We start from the raw sequence: 22,693 nt of genomic DNA on the forward strand, positions 1-22,693 counted from the left end.
ACGGGTCAGACGCTCAGGCCCACCGCGGCCGAGGGGTCCACGACCGGCAGCAGCACCTCGTCGACGAGCTCCTCGACCTCCCGCTCGGACAGCGGGACGGCGAAGGCGGTGTACCGCTCCCACCACAGCGCCTGGACCAGGGTGGACAGCAGGGAGAGCCGGTGGTCGGGCACGGCCTGACCGCGGGCGGTGGACCGGTCGGCCAGCTCGCGCAGCACGGCGGCCAGCGGCTCGACGACAGCGGTCTCCAGGCCCGCGCGCAGGTCCGCGTCGTGGCGGGCCGCTCCGACCAGGCTGGCCGCGGCGCGCTCCTCACGGTCCAGCGGCCGGGTCCACGGCGTCAGCAGGGCCACCAGGTCACCGCGCAGGGAGCCGGTGTCCTCGGGGAGGCGGACCAGCGCGAAGCCGGTGACCGCGTGCCGGGCGAGCGCGGCCATGGTCGGCCAGCGGCGGTAGATGCCGGCCTTGCCGGCCCGGGCGCGGGCAGCGACCCGGTCGCTGTTGAGCCTCCCCCAGCCCTCGTCGGCGAGGATGTCCACGGCGACCGAGACCAGCTGCTCGGACAGCTCGGGGCTCAGGGGGCGCCCCGGGGACCGGGTGCTCGCCGGTGCGGAAACGTCGTTCGTGCTCGTCACGTCCCCATGGTGCATCCACGAGTGGAGTCACCACAACGACCGAGGGCCTCCAATGTCAGCGTGTTGTGGATGAACGCTCAATCCGCCACTCGACGTGACCGGATCGTCTCGTTCCGTGTCCGGTCAGCCGGCTGCCGCCGACTCGACGTGGACCTGCAGGCTCGCCCCGTCCTCGCTGGACCAGCCCTTGCTGCGGGCGTACGCGAGCATCGCGTCCCACCCCGCCGCCCAGTCGGCCACCGTCGCCTGCCCCTCCGCCGCAGCGCGCAGCGCCGCGACATCGAGGTGACCGGTCTCACCGTCGAGCCGACCCAGCCCGGCCGCGCGCAGAGCCGCGTCGGCCTCGTCCACCTCCACCACACCCAGCGCCAGGTGCAGACGACGCAGGTCGTCCACGTCGACGACCCGGACGTCGTCGGGACCCAGGACCTCGACGATCACGACGACCCCCTCACGCGTGCCCTGGTCAGACGTGCCAGGGGAAGCGGCTGAAGTCCGCCGGACGCTTCTCCAGGAAGGAGTCGCGGCCCTCGACGGCCTCCTCGGCCATGTAGGCCAACCGGGTGGTCTCCCCGGCGAACAGCTGCTGACCGACCAGCCCGTCGTCGATCAGGTTGAACGAGTACTTCAGCATCCGCTGGGCGGTCGGGCTCTTGGCCACGATCTTCCGCCCCCAGTCCAGCGCCGTCGACTCCAGGTCGGCGTGCGGGACGACGGCGTTGACCATCCCCATCCGGTGCGCGTCGGCCGCGGAGTACTCCTCGCCCAGGAAGAAGACCTCGCGGGCGAACTTCTGGCCGATCTGGCGGGCCAGGTAGGCCGAGCCGAAACCGCCGTCGAAGCTGCCGACGTCGGCGTCGGTCTGCTTGAACCGGGCGTGCTCGGCGCTGGCCAGCGTCAGGTCGCTGACCACGTGCAGGCTGTGCCCGCCACCGGCCGCCCAGCCCGGGACGACGCTGATCACGACCTTGGGCATGAAGCGGATCTGGCGCTGCACCTCCAGGATGTGCAGCCGCCCCGACGTGCCGGCCGACGCCTCGTACCCGTAGCGCCCCCGGACCCGCTGGTCCCCGCCCGAGCAGAACGCCCAGCCGCCGTCCTTCGCGCTGGGGCCGTTGCCGGTGAGCAGCACGCAGCCCACGTCGGTGGCCAGCCGGGCGTGCTCCATGACGGCCAGCAGCTGGTCGACGGTCTGCGGCCGGAACGCGTTGCGCACCTCCGGCCGGTCGAAGGCCACCCGGACCACGCCGGCGTCGACCGCCCGGTGGTACGTCAGGTCGGTGAGGCCCTCGAACCCCTCGACGGTCTGCCAGGCGGACGGGTCGAACGTCTCGGAGACGCCCTCGAGTGCACTCACGCCCGGAACCTAGCTCCCGTGCCGACCGAACGCCCGGCGCAGCAGCCCGCGGACCGGGGCACCGACGGCCTCCCTGGCACCGTCGGCGATCACGTGTGGCGCCGCCGGGTCCCCCTCCAGCTGCGACTTCGCGGTGTTCACCACCTGGTCGAGGGTCAGGTGCGGCGGGATGAGCGGGACGTCGGGGTCCACCACCGCGTCGACGACGAAGGGCCGGTCCGCGGCCAGCGCCTCGGCCCAGAGCCCCGGCACCTCGGCCTTCGCGCTGATCCGACGCCCACCCAACCCGAGCAGCTGCGCCCAGCCGGCGTAGGGCACGTCGGGCAGGTCCTGGCTCTCGGCGAAGGGCACGTCGCCGACCAGCGCGCGCATCTCCCAGGTCACGAACGACAGGTCCCGGTTGTTCAGCACCAGGACGACGAAGCGCGGGTCGGCCCACCGCTGCCAGTACCGGCTGACCGTGATCAGCTCGTTGACGCCGTTCATCTGCATCGCGCCGTCGCCGATGACGGCGAACACCGGCCGGTCCGGGTGGGCGTTCTTGGCCGCGATCGCGTACGGCATGCCGCCGCCCATCGACAGCAGCGTGCCGCTGAGCGAGCCCAGCATCGTGGGCCGGACGTCGATGTCACGGGCGTAGAAGCTGGTCGCCGTCCCGCAGTCGATGGCGAGCATCGCGTCGTCGGGCAACCGGTCGGACAGCTGCCGGACGACGTACTCGGGGTTGAGCTGGTGGGTCTTCGTGGCGATCCGGGCGTCCTGGGTGGCCCGCCAGCTGCGCGTCCACCTCCCCACCTGCTCGCGCCAGGACCCGTCCCGGTCGGTGCGCAGCAGCGGCAGCAGCGCGGCCAGCGTGGGGCCGGCGTCGCCGACCAGGTTGACCTCGGTGTCGTAGCGCAGCCCGCACTGGGCGCCGTCGATGTCGATCTGCACCGCCCGGGCCTGACCCGGGGCGGGGTAGAAGTCCGAGTAGGGCATGTTCGACCCGACGATCAACAGCACGTCGCACTCGCGCATCAGGTCCCAGCTGGCCCGGGTGCCCAGCAGCCCGATCGCGCCGGTCACCCAGGGCAGCCGGTCGTCGAGCACGGTCTTGCCCAGCAGCGCCTTGGCGACGCCGGCGTCCAGCGCGTCGGCCACCGCGGTGAGCTCGGCGGTCGCACCCAGCGCGCCGGCCCCGGCCAGGATCGCGACCCGTTGCCCGCTGTCGAGCAGGTCGGCGGCCTGCTGCAGGGCAGCCGAGGGCGGCGTGGTCACCCGGGTGCTGGCCACGGCGCTGGTGTGGAAGTACCCGTGCCCGTCCGGCGGGTCGACGACGGCGTCGGCGACCAGCACGTCGCTGGGCAGCACGACGGCGGTCACGGTCCGGTGCGCCAGCGCGGTGCGGGCGGCGCGGTCGACCACGTGCCGCACCTGGGAGGGGTCGCTGACCTGCGCCACGTAGGCACCGGCGACGTCCTTGACCAGGTTGAGCAGGTCGACCTCCTGGTAGTAGCCGCCACCCTGCGCGTTCAGGGCCGTGTGCCCGAGCAGCGCGACCACCGGCTGGTGGTCGAGCTTGGCGTCGTAGAGGCCGTTGAGCGCGTGGATGGCACCGGGCCCCGAGGTGACGACGACGCAGCCCAGCTCGCTGCCGCCGTACTTCACGTCCGCGGCCGCCGCGAACGCCGCCGTCTCCTCGTGGCGGACCTGGAAGAACTCCGCGTCGCCGGCGTCGACGGCCTTGCGCAGGCCGCTCATCACCCCGCCGATGCCGTCCCCGGGGTATCCGTAGAAGCGCCGGACGCCCCACTCCCCCAGTCGCGCGACGACGTGCTCTCCGACGGTCCTCACGTGTGCCATCGGCCAGCCCTACCCCGCCGTCCCGGCCGGGAAGCCCGGGCCGGTCAGCCGCGCAGGCCCGGGACGCGCAGCACGACGACCTCGGTGTCGTCGGGGCGGCCGGGGATGCGCCCGTCGTTGCCGGGGAAGTTGTTGTCGTTGGCGACCAGCACCTGGTCCCCGCGCAGCGGCAGCACCGACTCCACCGACACCAGCGGGAAGGAGAACCGCGGGCCCACCCCGGTCTCCCCGGGCCGGGCCGGCAGCGAGACCCCGGCCGGGTCGGCGATGGTCAGCAGGTCGGCCACCGTCCGCCGGGTGGCGTACCCCGCGGCGTCGGGCCGGTCCAGGTCGGCGACCACCAGCCGCTTGACCTGCGCGGTCGCGCCCTGGGTGTTGTCCCGCTCGATGAAGAGCAGCTGCCGCCCGCCGAGGACCTGGGCGTCACCGACCAGCAGCCCGGCGGCGGCGACCTGGATGGACCAGGTGCGGCCGGTGTAGGAGGAGGTGCGGGTGTCGAACTCGTAGACGACCCGGCGGCGCGGGTCGTCCGTCGTCCGCGCGCCCTCCAGGACGGGGTGGAGGTACCGGCCGTTCTGGGCCGCCGCCAGCGCCTCGAAGCCGTTGCTGGCCCCCAGCGTCGGGGTGGCGCCGCCCAGGTCGTACGCCTGCGGGGAGCGGGTGCCGTCGGGCAGCCCGATCGGCGGCTCGAGCAGTCGTCCGGTGCTGTCCACGTGCAGCAGGTACGGCCCGAACTCATCCCCGATCCAGAAGTCGCCGCGCAGGTCGCGCTGCATGGACTCGATGTCGAAGTCGGCGCCGGTGAGCAGCCGGTCCGCGGTGCCCTCGTTGACGATCGGGAAGGGCACCAGGTGGTCGGGGTCGCGGAGGGAGGAGAAGCCGTTGACCGTGATCGCCCCCGTCCCGCTGCGCCCGGAGGCGGTGCGCGGGTCCAGCGAGACGTCGTAGACGCGCAGCAGGAAGTCCGCGGAGTTGGCCCGGGTGCCGAAGCCGTTGTCCGGCATCGCCCACAGCCGGGTGCCGCTGGTGTCGGCCCCCCGGTACGGCAGGACGGCGGAGAAGCCGGGCACCGGCTGACCCGGGTAGGGCGGCGACACCCCGTTGGCCGGGGTCGTGGCCGCACCGGACGGCGGACCGGGCTGGTACTCGGTGGCCGGCAGCAGCGCCCGGCTCTCCAGCGTCACCGGGCGGTCCGGGGCCGCGGCGGCCGACGGGACCCCCACCGGGGAGGCGACCAGCAGCGCGGACGCTGCGGCCAGCAGCAGGGCGGGGGTGCGGGGACGGCGCACGGGGACCTCCGGGGAGTCGGTGGGCGGACCCCCAGCCCAGCTCGGCGCCGTGGCCGGTGGGTGAACGGCGGCGCAGGGCGGGCCGAACGATCGCGGTCCGGCCGGGCAACCCGCAGGCTGTGCCCGTGGCCGACATCCGGGTGGGGACCCTCAACCTGGCCTCGGGCCGCGGCGACGACGGGGTGTCCGCGGGCGCCGCGGCGCTGGCGGCGGCGGTGGCCGACCTCGACGTCGACGTACTGGCTCTCCAGGAGGTCGACGTCGACCAGCCGCGCTCGCACCGGGTGCACCAGCCGGCCGTCGCCGCCGAGGCGGTCGGGGCCACCGACTGGCGCTTCGCCCCGACGCTGGCCGGCACCCCCGACCCCTTCGCCAGCTGGACGGTGCTGGAGCCGGGGCTGCACGGGCCCGGGTCGGCGCTGGCCGGGCCGCACTACGGGGTGGCGCTGCTGTCCCGGCTGCCGGTCCGGCGCTGGCACGTCCTCGGGCTGACCGCGGGCCCGGTGAAGCTGCCGCTGGTCGCCCCGGACCCCCGCACCGGGGACCGGCGGCTGTGGTGGTTCCCCGACGAGCCGCGGGCCGTCGTCGCCGCCGAGCTGGACGGGCTGACCGTCCTGGGCACGCACCTGTCCTTCTCCGCGCCGAGCGCGGCCCGGCAGCTGCGCCAGGTGCGCCGGTGGGCGGCGCGGCTGCCCGGGCCGGTCGTCGTGGCCGGGGACCTGAACCTGGGCGGCTCGCTGTCCGCCCTGGTCACCCGTGGCCGCCGGCTGGTCACCGCGCGGACCTGGCCGGCGCCGGACCCGAGGGTCCAGTTCGACCACGTGCTGTCCCTGGGCGGGCTCGCCGGCGCGGACCCGCAGGTCCGCCGGCTGCCGCTGGGCGACCACCGGCTGGTCACCGTCACCGTGCGGCCGGGCTGACCTCCGCGGTCGCCGGCAGCTTCCGGTCGGCCAGCCGGAAGACCAGCAGCAGGACGACCGCCAGCACCGCGACGAACGCCACGTTCCGCAGGGCGGCCGCGTACCCGATCACGGTGACGTCCAGGAACGGGTAGGGGTACCAGTCGGTGAGCGCGCCCAGCGCCAGCGCGTAGCCGATCCAGGCCAGCGGCCACACCAGCGCCCAGCCGACGGTGGCCCCGGTGACCCGCGGGCGGGGCCCGAGGAGCAGCCAGCTGACCAGCGCGAGCACCGGGGCGACGTAGTGCAGCCCGGCGTTGGTCCACCAGCCCAGGCCCTGCGGGTCCAGGTCCGGGCCCAGCACGAAGACGTAGACCAGCCCGGTGACCGTGATCCCCAGCATCGCGGTCAGCCGCAGCACCCGCCAGCCCCGGCCGTCGTGGTCGGGGTCCCGGGTCAACGGCAGCACCGCGGCGAGCACCAGCAGGTTGGACTGGATGGTGAAGTAGGAGGAGAACCGGAGGACCCGGGTGCCGGCGCCGGGGTCGTCGGCGGGGACGAGCACGTTGGCCCCGGAGACCGCCCGGCCCAGCTCGGTGAGCACGGACAGCACCACCACCACGGCCAGGGCCGTGTGGACGACGCGGGCGAGGGTGCGGCGGTCGGTCACGCGGGGATCATGCGCCCGGGCACCGGCGGGTGGCCAGCAGGGCGGCACCGGAGGACCCCACGGTGCGCGCCCGCCGGCGGCGCCGCGGGCCGGACGCCGGGCCGGCCCTCCGGGGCTGGCAGGGTGGTCCCGTGGCCGTCCACCTGATCGCCCGGCTGGTCCGCGAGACCGACGTCGAGGTGGAGTACGTCTTCGGGTCCTCGCCCGAGGAGCTGGCCACCTCCCCCGGGACCGTGGTGCTGCCCAAGGCGACCCGGGAGGCCACCGAGGAGTGGGACCTGCGGGTGTGGCCGCCCGAGCGGGAGTCCTCCGGGGCCCGGGTCGTGGCCGCCCTCGTCCGTCACCACCGCCGGACCGGTGACCCCGGGTGGCCGCGGACGGTCCAGTACTCCGCCTGAGTCAGGCTCCCAGCAGCGGGCGCAGCGTCCTCAGCGAGCGCTCGAACCCCGGGTGCAGTGGCACGCCGGGGGCCGCCAGCGTCACCCAGGCCACCCCGGTGCTCTCGGCGTCCAGCTCCAGGTCGGCCGCCTCCAGCGGTCCGGTGGGGGTGGCCAGCACCGTCGTGTAGCTCCAGCCGCCATGGTCGTCGACCGACTCGACCCCCAGCACCAGGTCCGCGGCACGGAGCCCCAGCTCCTCGCCCGCCTCCCGGAGCGCTCCGTCGGCGGCGCTCTCGTGCCGGTGCAGCGCACCCCCGGGGGTCCCCCAGGTGTCGCCGTGGTGGCTCCAGGCGACCCGGTGCTGCAGCAGCACCTCGACGCCGTTCGTCCCCGGCCGGTGCACCAGCAGCCCGGCCGCCCCGACCAGCCCCCAGTGCCGGTGGCCCAGCCCGCAGGTGGTCCAGCCGTCGGTGGGCGACCTCACCGGCGCGGCGGGCGGCGCCGCGAGCTGATGACGCCGGTGTCGAAGCCGGCCAGGTGCAGCCCGCCGTGGAAGCGGGCGTGCTCGATCTTCAGGCAGCGGTCCATGACGACCTCGAGGCCGGCGCCCTCGGCCCGGGCGGCCAGACCGTCGTCCCACAGGCCCAGCTGGAGCCAGAAGGTGCGCGCGCCGACGGCGATCGTCTCCTCCAGCACCCCGCCCAGGTCCGCGGGCCGGCGGAAGACGTCGACCAGGTCCGGGACGCCGGGCAGGTCGGCGAGCGACGGGTAGACCGGCCGCCCCAGGATCTCGGTCACCCGCGGGTTGACGAACCAGACCTCGTAGGGCGTCGTGGACAGCAGGTAGGTGGACACGAAGTAGGAGGCCCGGGAGGGGTTGTCCGAGGCGCCGACGACGGCCACGGTGCGGGTCCGGTCCAGCAGCGCCTGGCGCTCGCCGGCGGTCGGGCCGGTCCACTCGCGGGTCACGCCTGCACCGCCGCGTCCAGCGCCTGGTCGAGGTCCCAGAGCACGTCCTCGACGTCCTCCAGGCCGACCGAGATGCGGATCAGGTCCGGCGTCACCCCGCCGGTCTCCAGCTGCTCCACCGACAACTGGCCGTGCGTGGTGGACCCGGGGTGGATGACCAGGGTGCGGGCGTCGCCGATGTTGGCCAGGTGGCTGCACAGCTGCACGGACTCGACGAACCGCCGGCCGGCCTCCCGGCCGCCGACGACGCCGAAGCTGAACACCGCGCCGGGACCCTCGGGCAGGTACCGCTGGGCGAGGGCGTGGTCGGGGTGGGCGGGCAGCCCGGAGTACCGGACCCAGGCGACCCGCTCGTCGGCGTCGAGCCACTCGGCGACGCGCTGGGCGTTGGCCACGTGCTCGCGCATCCGCTGGGGCAGCGTCTCCACCCCCTGCAGCAGGAGGAAGGCGCTGTGCGGCGCCAGTGAGGCGCCGATGTCGCGCAGCTGCTCGCTGCGCAGCTTGGTCAGGAAGCCGTACTCGGCGAAGTTGCCCCACCAGGAGATGCCGCCGTAGGACTCGGTCGGCTCGGTCATCTGCGGGAAGCGGCCGTTGTCCCACGGGAAGGTCCCCGCGTCGACGACGACGCCGCCGATCGTGGTGCCGTGCCCGCCGATGAACTTGGTCGCGGAGTGGATGACGATGTCGGCGCCGTGCTCGATCGGCCGGCACAGCCACGGGGTGGCCGTGGTCGCGTCCACGACCAGCGGGATGCCCGCGGCGTGTGCGACGTCTGCCAGCCCGCGGATGTCGCTGACCTCGCTGCCGGGGTTGGCGACCACCTCGGCGAAGAGCAGCTTGGTCTTCTCGGTGATCGCCGCGGCGTAGTCGGCCGGGTCGTTGCCCCGCACGAACGTGGTGGTCACCCCGAAGCGGCGCAGCGTCACGTCCAGCTGGGTGATGGTGCCGCCGTAGAGGGAGGCGGCGGCGACGATCTCGTCCCCGGCGCCGGCCAGCGCGGCGAAGGTGAGGAACTCCGCGGACTGCCCGGACGACGTCGCCACCGCGCCCAGACCGCCCTCCAGGGAGGCCATCCGCTCCTCGAACGCGGCGACCGTGGGGTTGCCGATCCGGGTGTAGACGTTGCCGTACTTCTGCAGCGCGAAGAGGTTCGCGGCGTCGTCGGCGCTCTCGAAGACGTAGCTGGTGGTCTGGTAGATCGGCACGGCGCGGGCGCCTGTGGTCGGGTCGGGCTGTCCCCCGGCGTGCAGTGCCCGGGTGCGGAAACCCCAGGTTCGGTCGGCCATGACCGAAGTGTCCCCGACGGTTGGAGCCCGCACCGGTCGGGCAGGGAGACCGGGACAGCAGCACCGAGCGAGGAGGAACGAGATGGCCAGCGGAGTGGCGAGCGTGTGGGTCCCGGTCGACGACATGGAGCGTGCCCGGGCGTTCTACCGGGACACCCTGGGCCTGCCCGAGGGCAAGGTCACCGACGAGTGGAGCGAGTTCGACGCCAACGGGCTGATGATCGGCCTCAACGCCCGCGAGGGGACGGCGAGGCACGCCGACGGCGGCGCCGTCATCACCTTCCAGCCCGACGGGGACCTCGAGTCCGAGATCGAGGGGCTGAAGGACAAGGGCGTCGAGTTCGCCGGCGGCATCAGCGAGCACCCGTGGGGCCGCCTCGCCCCGTTCAAGGACTCCGAGGGCAACGACCTGCAGTTCTACGCACCGCCCGCATGAGGTGACGCCGGGGCCGCGCCGTGGCCCCGGCACACTTGCGCCCCGCCCCGGGTGCCGTCCACCCGGGTGGACGCCTCGTCCGTCCCGCCCTCTGAGGGGGTCCCCCGGACGGGTCTGTCTGCCCGCCGGGGCGAGACAGGACGCACTCCCGTACGGGATGATCGGGCCACCCCGAGGGGGTGGGTCGGCGGCCCCGCTCAGGGCCGACGTCCGGGGTGTCGATGGGAGGACCGTGACGACCGTCGTAGCGACGACCCAGGACGAGGCTCCCCCGTCCCCGGCCGGCCCCGACGGTCACCGCGTCCGTCAGCTGCAGGCCGTGCTCGACGAGCTCGAGGCCGTCTCCCGGTTCGACCGCGCCCTCGACGTCGTCTCCGACCGGGCCCGCGAGGCCGGCGACACCGCCCGCTCGCTGGGGCTCACCGAGCTGGAGCTGCGGGCCGAGCTGGTCGCCGTCGACGTCCGGCGCCGTGCCGGGCACGTGGCCGAGGCCGGCCGGACCGCGCAGGACGTGCACCGCTGGGCCACCGACCACGACGCGCCCCGGCTGCTGGCCCGGGCGCACTTCATGCTGGCCGCCGTCTTCCAGGAACTGGGCGACCTCTCACTCGCCCTGGAGCACGCGGTGCTCTCCGTCGAGCGGCTCGGTGAGGAGGCCCCGGCCGCCGTCGCCATCGACCACCGGGTCCGCATGGCCGACTGCCTGGGCCTGCAGGGCGACGTCGCAGCGCAGGACATGTACCTCGACGTGCTCGGCCTGGCCGAGCGTCAGGCGGACGTCGACCGGCAGCTGCTCATCCTCAACAACAGCGCCTACACGGCCTCCCTGGCCGGCGCCCACGAGCGCGCCCTGGTCGCCTCCACCCGCCTGCAGGACCTGTCCCACCAGCACGCCGTCCCCCTCGACGTCGGCCGGCTGGACACCGTGGCCCGGGTGCTGGTCGGGCTGGGCCGCCTCGACGAGGCCGAGGCCGCACTGCGCCCGGGGCTGGCCCCCGAGGTGCTGGCGCTGTCCCCCGACGGCGACGCCGGCGCCGACTTCCTGCTCACCCACGCCGAGGTCCAGCGCGAGCGGGGCCGCTGCGTGGAGGCCCAGGCCAGCCTGGACGAGTGCGTGCGCCGCTGCGAGGAGCACGGGCTGACCTCGATCCGGGTGCGCACCCGGCGCGAGCAGGCCGAGCTGTACGCCGCGGGCGGGGACTACCGGGCCGCGTTCGAGGAGCACAAGGCCTACTGCCGGGAGGTGCTGGAGCTGCAGTCCGTCCAGCGCGACGCCCGGGCCCGCACCCTGCAGGCCATGTACGAGACCACCGAGGCCCGCCGGCAGAGCCGCCGCTACCGCGAGCTGTCGCTGCGCGACCCGCTGACCGGGCTGTACAACCGCCGGCACGTCGACGAGGCGCTGCCGCACCTGCTGGTCCGGGGCGCCGTGGAGGGCGCCCTGGTCACCGTGGCGCTGTTGGACCTGGACCACTTCAAGCGGGTCAACGACACGTTCTCCCACGAGGTGGGCGACGAGGTGCTGCGCCGGGTGGCGCGGTTGCTGGAGGGTGCGGTCTCCACCGCTGCCGAGGGGTCGTTCGCCGCGCGGATGGGCGGGGAGGAGTTCCTGCTGGTGTTCGTCGGCGAGGGGCTCACGGACACCGCCCGGCGCTTCGAGGACGTCCGCCGCGCGGTCGCCGACCACCCGTGGGCCGGCCTCACCGGCACGCTGCCGGTCACCGTCAGCATCGGCGTCGCCAGCGCGTCGGGCCCCACCGTGCCCGCCCCGGCCGACCTGCTCGGCCGGGCCGACGCGCACCTCTACCGGGCCAAGAGCCTGGGCCGGGACCGGGTCGTCGGGGACTGACCCGCCTCACCCGGCCAGCGATCGGCCGATCCCGCGCGCCGCGGCCATCACCCCGGGCGTGAAGGGCCGGACGACGGACGCCGATCCCCCGCGCACCACGATCGACAGCGCGGCCACCACCTGACCGCCCTGCCACACCGGCGCAGCCACCGACACCGCGTCGTCGGTGACCTGCCGGTCGCTGACCGCGTGCCCGTCCTGCCGGACCTGGGCCAGCACCCGGCGCAGCTGCGCCGGGTCCACCACGGTGTGCGGGGTGTGCCGGCGCAAGGGCCCGGCCAGCACCCGCTCCTGGACGTCGGCGGGCGCGTGCGCCAGCAGCACCAGCCCCACCCCGGTCGGCGGCAGGGCGAACCGCCCGCCCACCTGCGTGAGCACGGCGACCGCCCCGCGGGCGGCGAACCGCTCCACGAAGACCAGCTCGTCACCGTCCCGCACGGCCAGCTGCACGTTCTCGTGGGTGACCTCGTACAGGTCCTCCATGAACGGCAGCGCGGCCTCCCGCAGCCCCAGCGCCCGGGGGGCCAGCGCACCCAGCTCCCACAGCCGAAGGCCCACCCGGTACCGGCCCGCGTCGTCGCGCTCGAGCCCGCCCCAGGCGGTGAGCTCGGCGACCAGCCGGTGCGCGGTGGACAGCGGGACGCCGACCGCCCGCGCCAGCTCGGACAGGGTCAGTGCCGGCCGGTCCCGGGTGAAGGCGTCCAGGAGGGCCAGCAGCTTGCCGTTCGCCGTCCTCACGGCGGGAGTGTCACAGCTCCAGGACCAGCTTCGGGCAGGCCGCGCGCGAGACGCAGACGAACATCGTGTCGTTCGCGGCCTGCTCGTCCGGGGTCAGCAGGGAGTCCCGGTGGTCGACCTCACCCTCCAGGACGACGGTCTCGCAGGTGCCGCAGGTGCCCTCCTGGCAGGAGGACAGCACGGCGACCCCGGCGGCCCCGAGCACGGCCAGCACCGTCTCGTCCGGGCCGACGGTCAGGGTCGTCCCGCTGACCGACAGCTCCACCTCGAAGGAGCCGCTGCGCACCGGGGCGCCGACGTCCTTGGGCGCGAACCGCTCGACGTGCAGCGACCCGGCCGGCCAGGCGGCGCAGCGCTCCTCGACCGCGGCCAGCAGCGGCTCGGGGCCGCAGCAGTAGACCAGCGTGTCCGGCCGCGGGGTGCCCAGCAGGGCGTCCAGGTCCAGCAGCCCGACCTCGTCCTGCGGGTGGACGGTGCCCTCCAGCAGCCCCTCCAGCTCGGCGAGGAACGCCATGGACCTGCGGCTGCGGCCGCCGTAGTGCAGCTCCCACTCGGCGCCGGCGGCCCGGGCGGCGGCGGCCATCGGCAGGATCGGGGTGATCCCGATGCCGCCGGCGATGAACAGGTACTGCGGGGAGGGCGCCAGCTCGAAGTGGTTGCGCGGGCCCCTGACCTGCACGTCCATCGACTCCAGCAGCTGGTCGTGCACGTACGCCGACCCGCCGCGCCCGGCCGGCTCGCGGAGCACACCGATCCGCCAGACCGAGCGGTCGGCGGGGTCACCGCACAGCGAGTACTGCCGGGTCAGCTCCTCGGTGAGCTGCAGGTCGACGTGCGCGCCCGGGGCCCAGGCGGGCAGGTCCGCACCGGCCGGGTCGGCCAGCTCCAGGACGACGACGCCCTCGGCGCCCTCGGTCCGCCGGACCACCCGCAGCCGGAGGTCCTGCTCGGCCGCCGTCGTCTGCTCCTGGACGGCGGTCACGTGACGGCCCGCCGCTCGCCGGCCGCCTGCCACGGGTGCAGCACCCGGTGCGGCGGGGGCACGTGGGGTGCGGCGTCCTGGTCGGGCTCCGCGACCGCGGCCGGGTGGTCGGGGTGGGACAGCAGCCAGTCCTGCAGGTTGATCGGGTCACCGGCCTCGGCCGAGGCGCCGCACGAGCACTCACCGACCAGCCGGTCGCTGCCGGGCAGCCAGGCGACCCGGGTGACCCGGTCGCCGTCCAGGACCCGGGTGGGGGTGGCCGTGGGGCCGGCGGGGACGGTCCTCATCGGGCCAGCGCCGCCGGGCTCTCGGGCACCCGCTCGGCACCCGCGGCGGCCTGCGCCGCGATGATCCGCCGCGCGGCCAGACCGCCGGTGTCGATGTTGATCGACAGCTCCTGGTAGCCGTCGGGCTCCCCGGCCAGCACCCGCTCCAGGGCGTCCAGGGCGTGCACGTCCTGCAGCACGACGGTGCGGTTGGACTCGGCCAGGTAGTCGCTCACGCCCTGGTCGTCGAGGGCGAAGTCGCGGGCCACGGCCCAGAAGTCGTGCGTGGAGTGCTCGGTCTCCGGGGTGATCGCGTAGACGACCTCGACGTGGAAGCCACCCGGGTCGCTGCCGTCCTCCTCGGGGAGCACGCCGACCGGGGCCACCCGGCTGTGCAGCAGGTACAGGCACGGCGGGTGGAACTCGATGTCCTGCCAGCGCACGATCCGGCCCTGGATGCCGGTGGAGTTCGCGTAGAACGGCGGGCAGTCGGCGTCGTCCATGTGCCGGGAGACGTAGACGACCTGGGCGTCCTCGTCGACCTCGGTGGTGATCGGGGTGTTCGCCACCTCCGGCGTCCCGATGTAGCCGCCGTGCAGGTAGGTCTCGTGCGACAGGTCCATCAGGTTGTCCACCAGCAGGCTGGCCCGTGCCGCCAGCGGCTCCATGCCGCTGACGGTGGTGTACCCCTCCTGGTCCAGCCAGGGCGCCCGCGGGATCGGCACGGTGTCGCTGCGGTCGTCGTCACCGATGAACACCCAGACGAAGGTGTCCTGCTCGACCACGGGGTAGCTCTTGAGCCGCGCGGTGCGCGGGACGCGGGTCTGGCCGGGGACGGCGACGCACTTGCCGTCCGCGCCGTAGGTGAACCCGTGGTATCCGCAGACGACGGTGTCCCCGACCAGGTGGGAGGGCTTCTCGCTCAGCGGGAACCGGCGGTGCACGCACCGGTCGCTCATCGCGGTGACCGTGCCGTCCTCCCGCCGCCAGAAGAGGATCGACTCCCCGCACACCGTGCGACCGAAGACCTCCCGGCCCACCTCGCGGCCGTAGGCGGCGACGTACCACTGGTTGCGGACGATCGAGGTCATGCGGGGTCCTCCTGGACGTCGACGGTGACGCGTCCAGGGTGACCGCAGTCACGGGCTGCCGGAACGCCCCTTCCACCCCTCGGAAGTCCCGCCCCCACCCGAGCAACGTCCGGTTCCCTGGGTCGACCCCCGCGCCCGGGTGTTCGCCCGCGCCACAGCCCGGGCGGACGGACGGCGGAGCGGCTGCACCTCTCGTCTCCGAGCGCATCCCACCCGTCCACACCGCCCGCTCCGTCCACAGATCCCGCGCACGACCCCGACGAAGGGGACGGCGACCCGACGATGCGCTCGTGACCACTCCACTCGCCGTCCCCTGGACCGTCCGAGCCCCGTCCGTCGTCCGCCTGGGCCTCTTCACGACCGAGGACCTCGCTGCCGCCGGTGTCTCGGAGCGGGAGGTGCGCACCGCGGTGCGTCGGCGTACGTGGGTCCGGTTGCGCACCGGCTGCTTCGTGACGGCGGCCCACCTGGAGGAGGTGTCGTCGTCCGGACGGGTGCGGGGCCTCGACGCGCTGGCGGTCCTGACCTCCCTCGGCCGGGACAGCTGCGTGCTCTCCCACGACACGGCGGCGTGGGTGTGGGGGCTCCCGCTGCCGGCCCGGGCGCCCCGCACCGTCCGGCTGACCGACCCTCTCCGCTGGCGGTCCGGACGGGGTTGGACGATGGGCCGGGCGAGGCTGCCCACGGACGAGGTGACGACGCGGGGCGTCTACCCGGTGACCACCCCGGCGCGGACCCTGGTCGACGTCGCCCGCTCCTGGTCCGAGATCGACGCGGTGGCCGCTGTGGACGACGCGCTGCGCCGGGGGCTGACGACGTCGGACGAGCTCGCCCGCACGTTGGAGCGTCAGGCCGTCGTCCCGCGCATCCCCCGCTCGCGCCGCGCCGTGGAGCTGGCCGACGGCCGCGCCGAGAGCTGGCTGGAGACCAAGGGGCGGCTGCGTTTCCACGCCGCCGGCCTCCCTGCCTTCCTCCCTCAGGTCGAGCTGTGGCTCGGGGACCGGCTCGTCAAGGTCGCTGACGGCTGGTACGAGGACCAGGCGCTGGCCGTGGAGCTGGACGGCCGGTCCAAGTACGTCTCGCCCCGCTTCGAGTCCGGCCCCACCCAGGTGCTGTTCCTGGAGAAGCGGCGCGAGGACCTGCTCCGGGCTCACGGGGTGCGGTTCGTCCGGCTGGTGGACGACGACCTCGGAACCGGGTGGGACGCCAGCGAGCAGCAGATCCGTCGGGCGTTGGCCCTGGCCGGTCCGGTCACTCGGACCTTCCGCGCCGTCCCTCGGACCCTGGAGCAGGTGCGGGCAGCCTCCGCCGTCCCGCACGGTGTCGAGCTGGGCCACGTCTCGGACGAGCTGAGCCTGCGGTGAGCGCGCCGGGCCGCCAGGCACCCCCGCGCGCCCGGACGTCGAGCCGCGGCACGGCGCGGCGCAACATCCGGTCCCCTGGGTCGACCCGGGGAACCGGACGTTGAGCCAGCTGGCAGCGGGGGGTCAGTCAGGCGCGTGCGGCGGCGGCCCGGAGCTGGGCGCGCTGCACCTTGCCCGAGGCGGTGGTCGGCAGCTCGTCCACCAGGTGCCAGCGGCGGGGCACCTTGAAGGGGCTCAGCCGCTCGCGGCACCAGGCGTCCAGCTCGGCGGGGTCGACGTCGGCACCGGTGGGGACGACGAAGCCGACCACCAGCTCACCCCACCGCGGGTCGGGGGCGCCCACCACGGCGGCCAGTGCGACGCCGGGGTGCGCGACGAGCACCTCCTCGACCTCGACGGGGGACACGTTCTCCCCGCCGGTCTTGAGCACGTCCTTGAGCCGGCCGACGACCCGGCAGTGCCCGGCCGACGACATCTCGGCGAGGTCCCCGGTGTGCAGCCAGCCCTCGGGGTCGATGGCCTCGGCGGTGGCGACCGGGTCGTCGAGGTAGCCGCGGGTGATCCGCTCGCCGCGGACCCACAGCTCCCCCGGCGTGCCCGGCGGCAGCACCGCACCGTCGGGGCCGGCGACGCGGACCTCGGTGCCGGCCAGCGGGGCGCCCACGGTGCCGGCCCGGACGTCGTCGGGGTCGGTGGGTGCGGTCTGCAGCACGGCACCGCACGTCTCGGTCATCCCGAAGGTGGTCGACAGCCGGGCCCCGAACGCCGTCTCCACCCGGTCGACGAACGCGGGGGTCACGGTCATCCCGCCGGTGAACAGCACCGCGAGGTCGGGCAGGTCGGGCACGCCGCGGGAGGCGAGCAGGTCCAGCAGGGTCGGCGCGGCCGACAGCATCGTCACCCGGCAGGCGGCCAGCACCTCCAGCACCGGGTCCGGCGCGAAGGGCAGCACCACGTGCTCGGCCCGCGCCCACAGCGCACCGACCACGCCGAGCACGTTGCCCGCGGTGTGGAACAGCGGCATCGGGTTGCACCAGACCCGGCCGGCGGTGGGTCCCAACCGGTCGGCGAACGCCGCCCCGGTGGCGACCATCCCGGCGTGGGTGATCCGCACGCCCTTGGCCCGGCCGGTGGTGCCGGAGGTGAACTGCACCTGGGCGAGGGTCTGCGGGTCCACGACCGGCAGCCGGCCGGGCACGGCCGACGGCAGCGCGGCCCGCCAGTCGGACCCGACCCGCAGCACGCGCACGCCCTGGACCGCGGCGCAGAGGTCGGCGACCGGGTTGCCGGCGACGTCCTCGGCGGCGACAGCCAGCCGGACGCCGGCCAGGCCCAGCGCGTGCGCGACCTCGGCGGGGCGGGACCGCGGGTTGACCGGCACCAGGGTCATCCCGGCCAGTGCGACCCCGAGCTGCACCAGCACCGGCGCCGGGCCGTTGCCCAGGCAGGTGGCGATGCGGTCCCCCGGCGCGGCCAGCTCCAGCAGCCCGGCGGCCAGCGCCGAGGCGTCGGCCAGCAGCTCCGCCGCCGTCCAGCTCTCGCCGGTCCCGGGCGTGCGCAGCAGCACGTCGTCGGGACCCTGCCGGGCGGCCCGGCGGAGGACGTCGCCGACGACGTCCTCCGCCAGGTGCACGGCCCGGGCCCGCAGCTCGCTGGTCACGAGCGCGGGCACCGCTCAGCCGCCGTAGGAGAAGGACTCGGCGCTGGGGCCGCTGACCTGGTCGAGCAGCTCCAGGCCGGCGTCGGCGTCCGCGCTGACCTTGGAGATGAACACCGTCGTCGTCGGCGACTGACCGGCGTTCGAGTAGTCCAGCCCGTCGGGCAGCAGGCCCTCGGTGTCGACCGAGGAGCTCTCGCCCAGCGCCGCGACGACGCCCTCGGGGGTCAGGTCGCCGGACTCGCAGGCACCGTCCAGCGCCTGCTTGAGCAGCTCGGCCTGCACGTAGGCCAGCGGGACCTCCCAGCCCACGGCGCCGTCCGGGTCGGCCTCGGCGTACAGGTCGTTGGCGGCCTGGACGCCGGGGGCGTCGGTGTTGGCGTAGGGCGAGATGCTGGTGATCGAGTAGGCGTTGGCCAGCAACGCGTCGGCGGCCGGGGTGGTCAGCAGCGAGGGGTTGAACGTCGGGTTCATCCCGATGATGGGGACGTCGGCGCCCTGCGAGGACAGCACGCCGGCCAGCGAGGCGAACTGGGTGGGCGCGGCGGCGAGCACGACACCGGCGACGTCGGCCTGGGCCAGCGCGGAGGCCTGCGCGGACAGGTCGGTGGTCTGCGAGGTGATCTCCTGGGCCACGATCTCCACGCCGCGCTCCTCGGCGGCGTGCTCGGCGCCGGCCAGGGAGTCCCCGCCGTAGTCGCCGGCGAAGTAGACGACGCCGATGCTCGAGCCCTCGGCGACGCCCAGCTCGTCGAGCATGTAGTCCACGGCGTTCGCGGCCTGGACGGCGTTGGAGGCACCGGGCAGCTGGTTGTTCGGGTAGGCCAGCGCGGAGCCGGCCCAGCCGACGCCGCCGACGTAGACGTCGTCCTGCTCGGCCAGCGGCAGCACCGCGGAGCTGGTCGGGCCGCCGAGCACCTGCTGCAGCGCGATGACGTCGGGGGCCATCGAGCGGTAGAGGGTCACCGCGCGCTGCGGGTCGTAGCCGTGGTCCTGCACGTCCACGGTGACGTCGCGGCCACACACCCCGCCGTCGGCGTTGACCTGGTCCCAGTAGGCCTGGGTCTCGGTCACCTGCACCGCGGCACCGGCGGCGAAGGGCCCGGAGAGGTCGGTGAGCATCCCGATGGTGATCTCCGAGTCGGTCACCCCGTTGCCGGTGGCGACGTCGTCGGACCCGCCGCCGCCCTCGGCGGACGGCGCCGTGGTGCTGCAGGCGGCCAGGGCCAGGAGCGTGACCGCCGCGGCGGACAGCGCGGAGGCGCGGGGCAGGTGCTTCATCGGGTGGTCTCCTTCGACCGGGGGGTGGTGACGGCGACCGGGCGGTCGCCGTCATCGGGGGTGCGGGGTGCGGGGGGTGCGGCAGGGGTGGAGGTGCGCTGCCGCAGCCGGCGGGCGGCGCCGGCCAGGCCGCCGCGGAGGAACACCAGGACGGCGATGATCGCCAGCCCGTAGACGATCCGGGAGGCGGTCGAGGGGTCCAGGCCGCCGGAGCCGGGGGCGGCCAGGAAGGGCAGCGCGGAGCTGTACTGGGCCAGCACCAGCGGCAGCGCGGTGACGAAGAGCGCGCCGACGACGGCGCCGGTGACCGAGCCCAGCCCGCCGAGCACGATCATCACCAGGAAGTCGACCGACGCGGTGAGCCCGAAGACGTCGGGGGCGACCCGGCCGTAGGCCAGCGCGAGCATCGCCCCGGCGAGGCCGGCGTAGCCCGAGGACACGACGAACGCCGAGGCCTTGACCTGGGCCACGCCGACGCCCATCGCGGCCGCGGCGGTCTCGGAGTCCCGGACGTTGGCCCAGGCCCGGCCGGTGCGCCCGGCCCGCAGGTTCGACGCCAGCCAGCAGGCGGCCACGGCGAGGACCAGGAACAGGTACCAGAGCCGGTGCAGGCCCTCGAACTCGACGCCGGCGACGGCCAGGTAGTCGGGGTCGCGGTTGCTGAAGCTGAACCCGCCGAGCGCGAAGGACTCGACCGACCGGCCGGTGAACCCGCCGGTCCAGTCCGAGAGGTTGACCAGCAGGTGCCGGACGACGAAGACCAGCCCCAGCGTGGCCAGGCCCAGGTAGATGCCCCGCAGCCGGCCGGCGACCGGGGAGAACGCGGCCCCCACCAGCGCGGCGACGCCGACGGCCAGCACCAGGCCGAGCACCGGCGGCAGCCCGAGTCCGGTGACCGACGTCGTCGTCTCCCCGGTGGTGTAGGCGTAGACGTAGGCGCCGATCGCGGCGAACGCCGCGTGCCCCAGGGACAGCTGCCCGGCCACGCCGACCAGCAGGGTCAGCCCGACGGCGCCGATGGCCGCGGCCATCACGAACAGCCCGGTCTGCAGCCAGAAGTCGCTGAGCACCAGCGGGAGCGCGAGGGCGACGAGCACCAGCACCGCCCCGCCGGCCTTGCGCGGGAGCTCAGACACGGACGGCCTCCTTGCTGCCCAGCAGGCCCGAGGGCCGCACGAGCAGGACGACGATCATGACGACGTAGGGCGCGACCTCGCCGAAGCCGGTGCCCAGGAAGGGCTCCAGCTCGGCCTCGTAGCCGGTGACCAGTGCGCTGGTCAGGCCGATGACCAGGCCGCCGACGACGGCGCCGGGCACCGAGTCGAAGCCGCCGAGCACCCAGGCCGGGATGGCCGCGAAGGCGCTGAGCGCGACGGTGGGGGCGACCCCGGGTGCCGGGAAGGAGGTCAGGAAGACCCCGGCGACGGCGGCCAGCACACCGGCCAGCGCCCAGCCGGTGGCCGCCGTCCGGGAGAGCCGGATGCCCATCAGCGAGGCGGTCGGCCCGTCGGCGGCCGCGGCGCGCATGCCCACGCCCAGGTCGGTGCGGCTGAACAGGTACCAGAGCCCGGCGAAGGCCACGACCGTGACGCCGGCGGCCAGCACCCGCCCGGTGGGCAGCGAGACGTCGCCGAACCGGACCACCGAGGCGCCCCACGGCGCGCCCAGGGTGAGCACCTGGTTGCCGATCCGCCGGGTGAGCTCGGTGAGCAGCACGATGTCGACGCCCAGCATGAGGATCGCCGCGGTGTCGGGCTTGCGGTCGGCCAGATTGCGCACCAGGACGGCGTTGATCAGCACCCCGGTGACCGCGGAGCCGGCCATCCCGACGAGCACCGCGGGCCAGAAGCCGATCGTCGGGTGCAGCACGGCGACCAGGTAGGCGCCCAGCAGCACCACGGAGCCGTGCGCGAAGTTCAGCACCCCGGTGGAGGTGAAGACGATGGCGAACCCGGCGGCGATGAGGCTGAGCACCAGGCCGTAGGACAGGCCGTTGAGCACCTGCTCGAGGAGGTAGCTCATGCCGCAGCCGCTCCCAGGTAGGCCCGCAGCACCTCGGGGTCGCGTTGCACGGCGGCCGGGGTCCCCTCGGCGATCTTCTTGCCGAAGTCCAGGACGGTGACCTGCTCGGCCAGCCCCATGACGAAGGGCATGTCGTGCTCGACCAGCACGATCGACAGGCCCAGGTCCCGGCGGACCTGGCGGATGGTCTCGGCCATCTCCTGGCTCTCCCCGTGGGTCATCCCGGCGACCGGCTCGTCGAGCAGCAGCAGCGAGGGCCGTGCGGCCAGCGCGCGGCCCATCTCGACCCGCTTGCGGTCGCCGTAGGCCAGCGTGTGCACCGGGGTGCGCAGCAGCGCGCCGATGCCCAGCAGCTCGGCGATGCCGGCGACGGTCTCCCGGTGCTCGCGCTCCTCCCGGCGGGCCCGCGGGGAGCGGAACGCCCCGGACAGCACCCCGGCACGCATCAGCCGGTGCCGGCCGACCAGCAGGTTGTCCTCGACGGTGTCCTCGAGGGCGAGGGAGATGTTCTGGAAGGTGCGGGCGACCCCGAGGCCCGCGACCCGGTGCGCGGGCAGCGCCGTCAGCTCGGCGTCCCCGTAGTGCACCGCCCCCTCGGTGGCCCGGTAGGCCCCGCCCAGGACGTTGACCAGGGTGGACTTGCCGGCGCCGTTGGGGCCGATGAGGGCGTGCACGGTGCCGGGCTCGACGGTGAAGGACACCTCCGACAGCGCGGTGATCCCGCCGAAGCGCACGGTCAGGCCCTCGACCCGCAGCCGCTGCGGGGGCTCGGCGGTCGGGATCGCCGGCTCGCTCCCGACCACCTCGGTGGCCACGACCGGGACGGCGACGCCCAGGTACCGCTCCTGCACCTCGTCGCTGGCGGCCAGCTCGGCGGCCGGGCCCGACGCGGTCACCCGGCCGATCTCCAGCACGGAGGCGGCGTCGGCGACCCGCAGGCCCATCACCGCGTTCTGCTCGATGAGCAGCACGGCGGTGCCCTGCCGGTTGATCTCGGTGACGATCTCGCCGATCTGGTCGACCAGCAGCGGGGCCAGCCCCAGGCTGGGCTCGTCGAGCAGCAGCAGGCGCGGGGACACCATCAGCGCCCGGCCCATGGCCAGCATCTGCTGCTGGCCGCCGGAGAGCAGGCCGCCGGGCTGGTCGCGGCGCTCGGCGAGGATCGGGAAGAGGTCGAACACCCGGTCCCGGGCCTCGGCGCGGGCTGCGGCGTCGCGGACGGTGTAGCCGCCGGCGCGCAGGTTCTCCGCCACCGTCAGGTCGCGGAAGACCCGGCGTCCCTCGGGGACCTGGACGAGCCCACGGCGGACGACGGCGGCGGTGTCCAGCCCGGCGAGGTCCTCCCCGGCGAACCGCACGGTGCCGCCGGTGACGCTGCCGCCGTAGGAGTCCAGGGCGCGGGACACCGCCCGCAGCAGCGAGGTCTTCCCCGCCCCGTTGGAGCCCAGCACCGCGACGACCTGACCCTCGCCCACGGTCAGCGAGACGTCCGACAGCGCGGTGATGGTGCCGTCGTAGACGACGTCGAGGTGCTCGACGGTGAGCAGGGGCGGGGACATCGACGTCCTCCAGGTCGGCCGGGCGGACCACGGACGGCAACGGTGCCGTGGTCCAGGTCACGCAGAAGTTAGAGAACCAGTCGACGTACGTCAAGCAAGTGTCTAGCTTTGCCGACACCCG

23 protein-coding genes are annotated in these 22,693 nt (G+C 74.8%); 5 read left to right on the plus strand and 18 right to left on the minus strand.

Features of this window, described 5'->3' with window-relative positions; genetic code table 11:
• Nucleotides 1-5: 5 nt before the first annotated feature.
• The 5 genes from ASG41_RS12025 to ASG41_RS12045 form a co-directional block, all read right to left on the minus strand.
• Nucleotides 6-635 (minus strand): TetR-like C-terminal domain-containing protein, encoded by a 630-nt coding sequence (locus ASG41_RS12025; RefSeq protein WP_235564742.1) that lies wholly within the window; start codon nucleotides 633-635, stop codon nucleotides 6-8.
• 123 nt (nucleotides 636-758) lie between these two features.
• The gene (locus ASG41_RS25285) at nucleotides 759-1,076 is read right to left on the minus strand and encodes a hypothetical protein (RefSeq protein ID WP_056294470.1); all 318 of its coding nucleotides are present in this window, start codon (nucleotides 1,074-1,076) and stop codon (nucleotides 759-761) included.
• A 25-nt stretch (nucleotides 1,077-1,101) separates the two neighbouring features.
• Complete coding sequence (locus tag ASG41_RS12035; protein ID WP_056294472.1) at nucleotides 1,102-1,992, minus strand: 1,4-dihydroxy-2-naphthoyl-CoA synthase; 891 nt, start codon at nucleotides 1,990-1,992, stop codon at nucleotides 1,102-1,104.
• Between the two features lie 9 nt (nucleotides 1,993-2,001).
• Nucleotides 2,002-3,825: a thiamine pyrophosphate-requiring protein gene (locus ASG41_RS12040; RefSeq protein ID WP_235564743.1), complete on the minus strand. Its 1,824-nt coding sequence runs from the start codon at nucleotides 3,823-3,825 to the stop codon at nucleotides 2,002-2,004.
• A 53-nt stretch (nucleotides 3,826-3,878) separates the two neighbouring features.
• Nucleotides 3,879-5,123, minus strand: coding sequence for an esterase-like activity of phytase family protein (locus ASG41_RS12045; RefSeq protein WP_056294480.1), 1,245 nt, complete (start codon nucleotides 5,121-5,123; stop codon nucleotides 3,879-3,881).
• 125 nt (nucleotides 5,124-5,248) lie between these two features.
• On the opposite strand from ASG41_RS12045, the gene ASG41_RS12050 reads away from it, so the two are divergent.
• The gene (locus ASG41_RS12050; protein WP_235564744.1) at nucleotides 5,249-6,043 is read left to right on the plus strand and encodes an endonuclease/exonuclease/phosphatase family protein; all 795 of its coding nucleotides are present in this window, start codon (nucleotides 5,249-5,251) and stop codon (nucleotides 6,041-6,043) included.
• Here the strand turns inward: ASG41_RS12050 and ASG41_RS12055 are convergent.
• On the minus strand, nucleotides 6,024-6,692 hold the full coding sequence (locus ASG41_RS12055) for a Pr6Pr family membrane protein (protein WP_056294483.1): 669 nt from the start codon (nucleotides 6,690-6,692) through the stop codon (nucleotides 6,024-6,026). The two genes, ASG41_RS12050 and ASG41_RS12055, sit on opposite strands and share 20 nt — an antisense overlap.
• Nucleotides 6,693-6,823: 131 nt before the next feature.
• On the opposite strand from ASG41_RS12055, the gene ASG41_RS12060 reads away from it, so the two are divergent.
• Nucleotides 6,824-7,090 (plus strand): hypothetical protein, encoded by a 267-nt coding sequence (locus ASG41_RS12060; RefSeq protein ID WP_157519322.1) that lies wholly within the window; start codon nucleotides 6,824-6,826, stop codon nucleotides 7,088-7,090.
• A 1-nt stretch (nucleotide 7,091) separates the two neighbouring features.
• Here the strand turns inward: ASG41_RS12060 and ASG41_RS12065 are convergent, their stop codons facing one another.
• Genes ASG41_RS12065 through ASG41_RS12075 form a run of 3 tightly spaced genes read right to left on the minus strand, consistent with a single transcriptional unit; the run spans nucleotide 7,092 to nucleotide 9,327 of the window.
• The gene (locus ASG41_RS12065) at nucleotides 7,092-7,556 is read right to left on the minus strand and encodes an NUDIX domain-containing protein (protein ID WP_056294490.1); all 465 of its coding nucleotides are present in this window, start codon (nucleotides 7,554-7,556) and stop codon (nucleotides 7,092-7,094) included.
• Nucleotides 7,553-8,041 (minus strand): CoA-binding protein, encoded by a 489-nt coding sequence (locus tag ASG41_RS12070; protein WP_056294493.1) that lies wholly within the window; start codon nucleotides 8,039-8,041, stop codon nucleotides 7,553-7,555. The genes ASG41_RS12065 and ASG41_RS12070 overlap by 4 nt, the downstream gene beginning before the upstream one ends.
• Nucleotides 8,038-9,327 (minus strand): O-acetylhomoserine aminocarboxypropyltransferase/cysteine synthase family protein, encoded by a 1,290-nt coding sequence (locus tag ASG41_RS12075; RefSeq protein WP_056294498.1) that lies wholly within the window; start codon nucleotides 9,325-9,327, stop codon nucleotides 8,038-8,040. Before ASG41_RS12075 ends, ASG41_RS12070 begins: the two co-directional genes overlap by 4 nt.
• A gap of 82 nt (nucleotides 9,328-9,409) precedes the next feature.
• Here ASG41_RS12075 and ASG41_RS12080 point away from each other — a divergent pair, with 82 nt between their 5' ends.
• Nucleotides 9,410-9,763: a VOC family protein gene (locus ASG41_RS12080; RefSeq protein WP_056294501.1), complete on the plus strand. Its 354-nt coding sequence runs from the start codon at nucleotides 9,410-9,412 to the stop codon at nucleotides 9,761-9,763.
• A 232-nt stretch (nucleotides 9,764-9,995) separates the two neighbouring features.
• Entirely contained in the window at nucleotides 9,996-11,612 is a 1,617-nt protein-coding gene (locus ASG41_RS12085; RefSeq protein ID WP_056294504.1) for a diguanylate cyclase, read from the plus strand.
• 6 nt (nucleotides 11,613-11,618) lie between these two features.
• Here ASG41_RS12085 and ASG41_RS12090 read toward each other — a convergent pair whose 3' ends face one another.
• Genes ASG41_RS12090 through ASG41_RS12105 form a run of 4 tightly spaced genes read right to left on the minus strand, consistent with a single transcriptional unit; the run spans nucleotide 11,619 to nucleotide 14,689 of the window.
• Nucleotides 11,619-12,350 carry an IclR family transcriptional regulator gene (locus ASG41_RS12090; RefSeq protein ID WP_056294509.1) on the minus strand — a complete coding sequence of 244 codons (732 nt, stop codon included), beginning with the start codon at nucleotides 12,348-12,350 and terminating at the stop codon, nucleotides 11,619-11,621.
• 10 nt (nucleotides 12,351-12,360) lie between these two features.
• The gene (locus ASG41_RS12095) at nucleotides 12,361-13,332 is read right to left on the minus strand and encodes a PDR/VanB family oxidoreductase (protein ID WP_056294939.1); all 972 of its coding nucleotides are present in this window, start codon (nucleotides 13,330-13,332) and stop codon (nucleotides 12,361-12,363) included.
• Nucleotides 13,329-13,619, minus strand: coding sequence for a hypothetical protein (locus tag ASG41_RS12100; RefSeq protein ID WP_200938835.1), 291 nt, complete (start codon nucleotides 13,617-13,619; stop codon nucleotides 13,329-13,331). The genes ASG41_RS12095 and ASG41_RS12100 overlap by 4 nt, the downstream gene beginning before the upstream one ends.
• A complete protein-coding gene (locus tag ASG41_RS12105; RefSeq protein ID WP_056294513.1) occupies nucleotides 13,616-14,689 on the minus strand; it encodes an aromatic ring-hydroxylating dioxygenase subunit alpha in 1,074 nt (357 codons plus the stop codon). The genes ASG41_RS12100 and ASG41_RS12105 overlap by 4 nt, the downstream gene beginning before the upstream one ends.
• 290 nt (nucleotides 14,690-14,979) lie before the next feature.
• On the opposite strand from ASG41_RS12105, the gene ASG41_RS12110 reads away from it, so the two are divergent.
• Nucleotides 14,980-16,053: a type IV toxin-antitoxin system AbiEi family antitoxin domain-containing protein gene (locus ASG41_RS12110; protein ID WP_056294517.1), complete on the plus strand. Its 1,074-nt coding sequence runs from the start codon at nucleotides 14,980-14,982 to the stop codon at nucleotides 16,051-16,053.
• Between the two features lie 127 nt (nucleotides 16,054-16,180).
• Here the strand turns inward: ASG41_RS12110 and ASG41_RS12115 are convergent, their stop codons facing one another.
• Genes ASG41_RS12115 through ASG41_RS23105 form a run of 5 tightly spaced genes read right to left on the minus strand, consistent with a single transcriptional unit; the run spans nucleotide 16,181 to nucleotide 22,572 of the window.
• Complete coding sequence (locus tag ASG41_RS12115; protein WP_056294521.1) at nucleotides 16,181-17,725, minus strand: class I adenylate-forming enzyme family protein; 1,545 nt, start codon at nucleotides 17,723-17,725, stop codon at nucleotides 16,181-16,183.
• Between the two features lie 3 nt (nucleotides 17,726-17,728).
• Nucleotides 17,729-18,991, minus strand: a complete 1,263-nt coding sequence (locus tag ASG41_RS12120; RefSeq protein ID WP_056294524.1) for an ABC transporter substrate-binding protein — start codon at nucleotides 18,989-18,991, stop codon at nucleotides 17,729-17,731.
• Nucleotides 18,988-20,127: a branched-chain amino acid ABC transporter permease gene (locus ASG41_RS12125; RefSeq protein ID WP_056294526.1), complete on the minus strand. Its 1,140-nt coding sequence runs from the start codon at nucleotides 20,125-20,127 to the stop codon at nucleotides 18,988-18,990. Before ASG41_RS12125 ends, ASG41_RS12120 begins: the two co-directional genes overlap by 4 nt.
• Nucleotides 20,120-21,013: a branched-chain amino acid ABC transporter permease gene (locus tag ASG41_RS12130; protein ID WP_056294529.1), complete on the minus strand. Its 894-nt coding sequence runs from the start codon at nucleotides 21,011-21,013 to the stop codon at nucleotides 20,120-20,122. The genes ASG41_RS12125 and ASG41_RS12130 overlap by 8 nt, the downstream gene beginning before the upstream one ends.
• Nucleotides 21,010-22,572, minus strand: coding sequence for an ATP-binding cassette domain-containing protein (locus ASG41_RS23105; protein WP_082556819.1), 1,563 nt, complete (start codon nucleotides 22,570-22,572; stop codon nucleotides 21,010-21,012). The genes ASG41_RS12130 and ASG41_RS23105 overlap by 4 nt, the downstream gene beginning before the upstream one ends.
• Between the last annotated feature and the right edge of the window lie 121 nt (nucleotides 22,573-22,693).

The organism is Modestobacter sp. Leaf380, assembly GCF_001424485.1.
Taxonomy (GTDB): Bacteria; Actinomycetota; Actinomycetes; order Mycobacteriales; family Geodermatophilaceae; genus Klenkia.

Excerpts from the sequence above, each read along its gene's own strand:
- ASG41_RS12130 (WP_056294529.1), bottom strand. The coding sequence starts at position 21,013 with ATGAGCTACCTCCTCGAGCAGGTGCTCAACGGCCTGTCCTACGGCCTG.
- ASG41_RS12105 (WP_056294513.1), bottom strand. The coding sequence starts at position 14,689 with ATGACCTCGATCGTCCGCAACCAGTGGTACGTCGCCGCCTACGGCCGC.
- ASG41_RS23105 (WP_082556819.1), bottom strand. The coding sequence starts at position 22,572 with ATGTCCCCGCCCCTGCTCACCGTCGAGCACCTCGACGTCGTCTACGAC.
- ASG41_RS12100 (WP_200938835.1), bottom strand. The coding sequence starts at position 13,619 with ATGAGGACCGTCCCCGCCGGCCCCACGGCCACCCCCACCCGGGTCCTG.
- ASG41_RS12080 (WP_056294501.1), top strand. The coding sequence starts at position 9,410 with ATGGCCAGCGGAGTGGCGAGCGTGTGGGTCCCGGTCGACGACATGGAG.
- ASG41_RS12120 (WP_056294524.1), bottom strand. The coding sequence starts at position 18,991 with ATGAAGCACCTGCCCCGCGCCTCCGCGCTGTCCGCCGCGGCGGTCACG.
- ASG41_RS12075 (WP_056294498.1), bottom strand. The coding sequence starts at position 9,327 with ATGGCCGACCGAACCTGGGGTTTCCGCACCCGGGCACTGCACGCCGGG.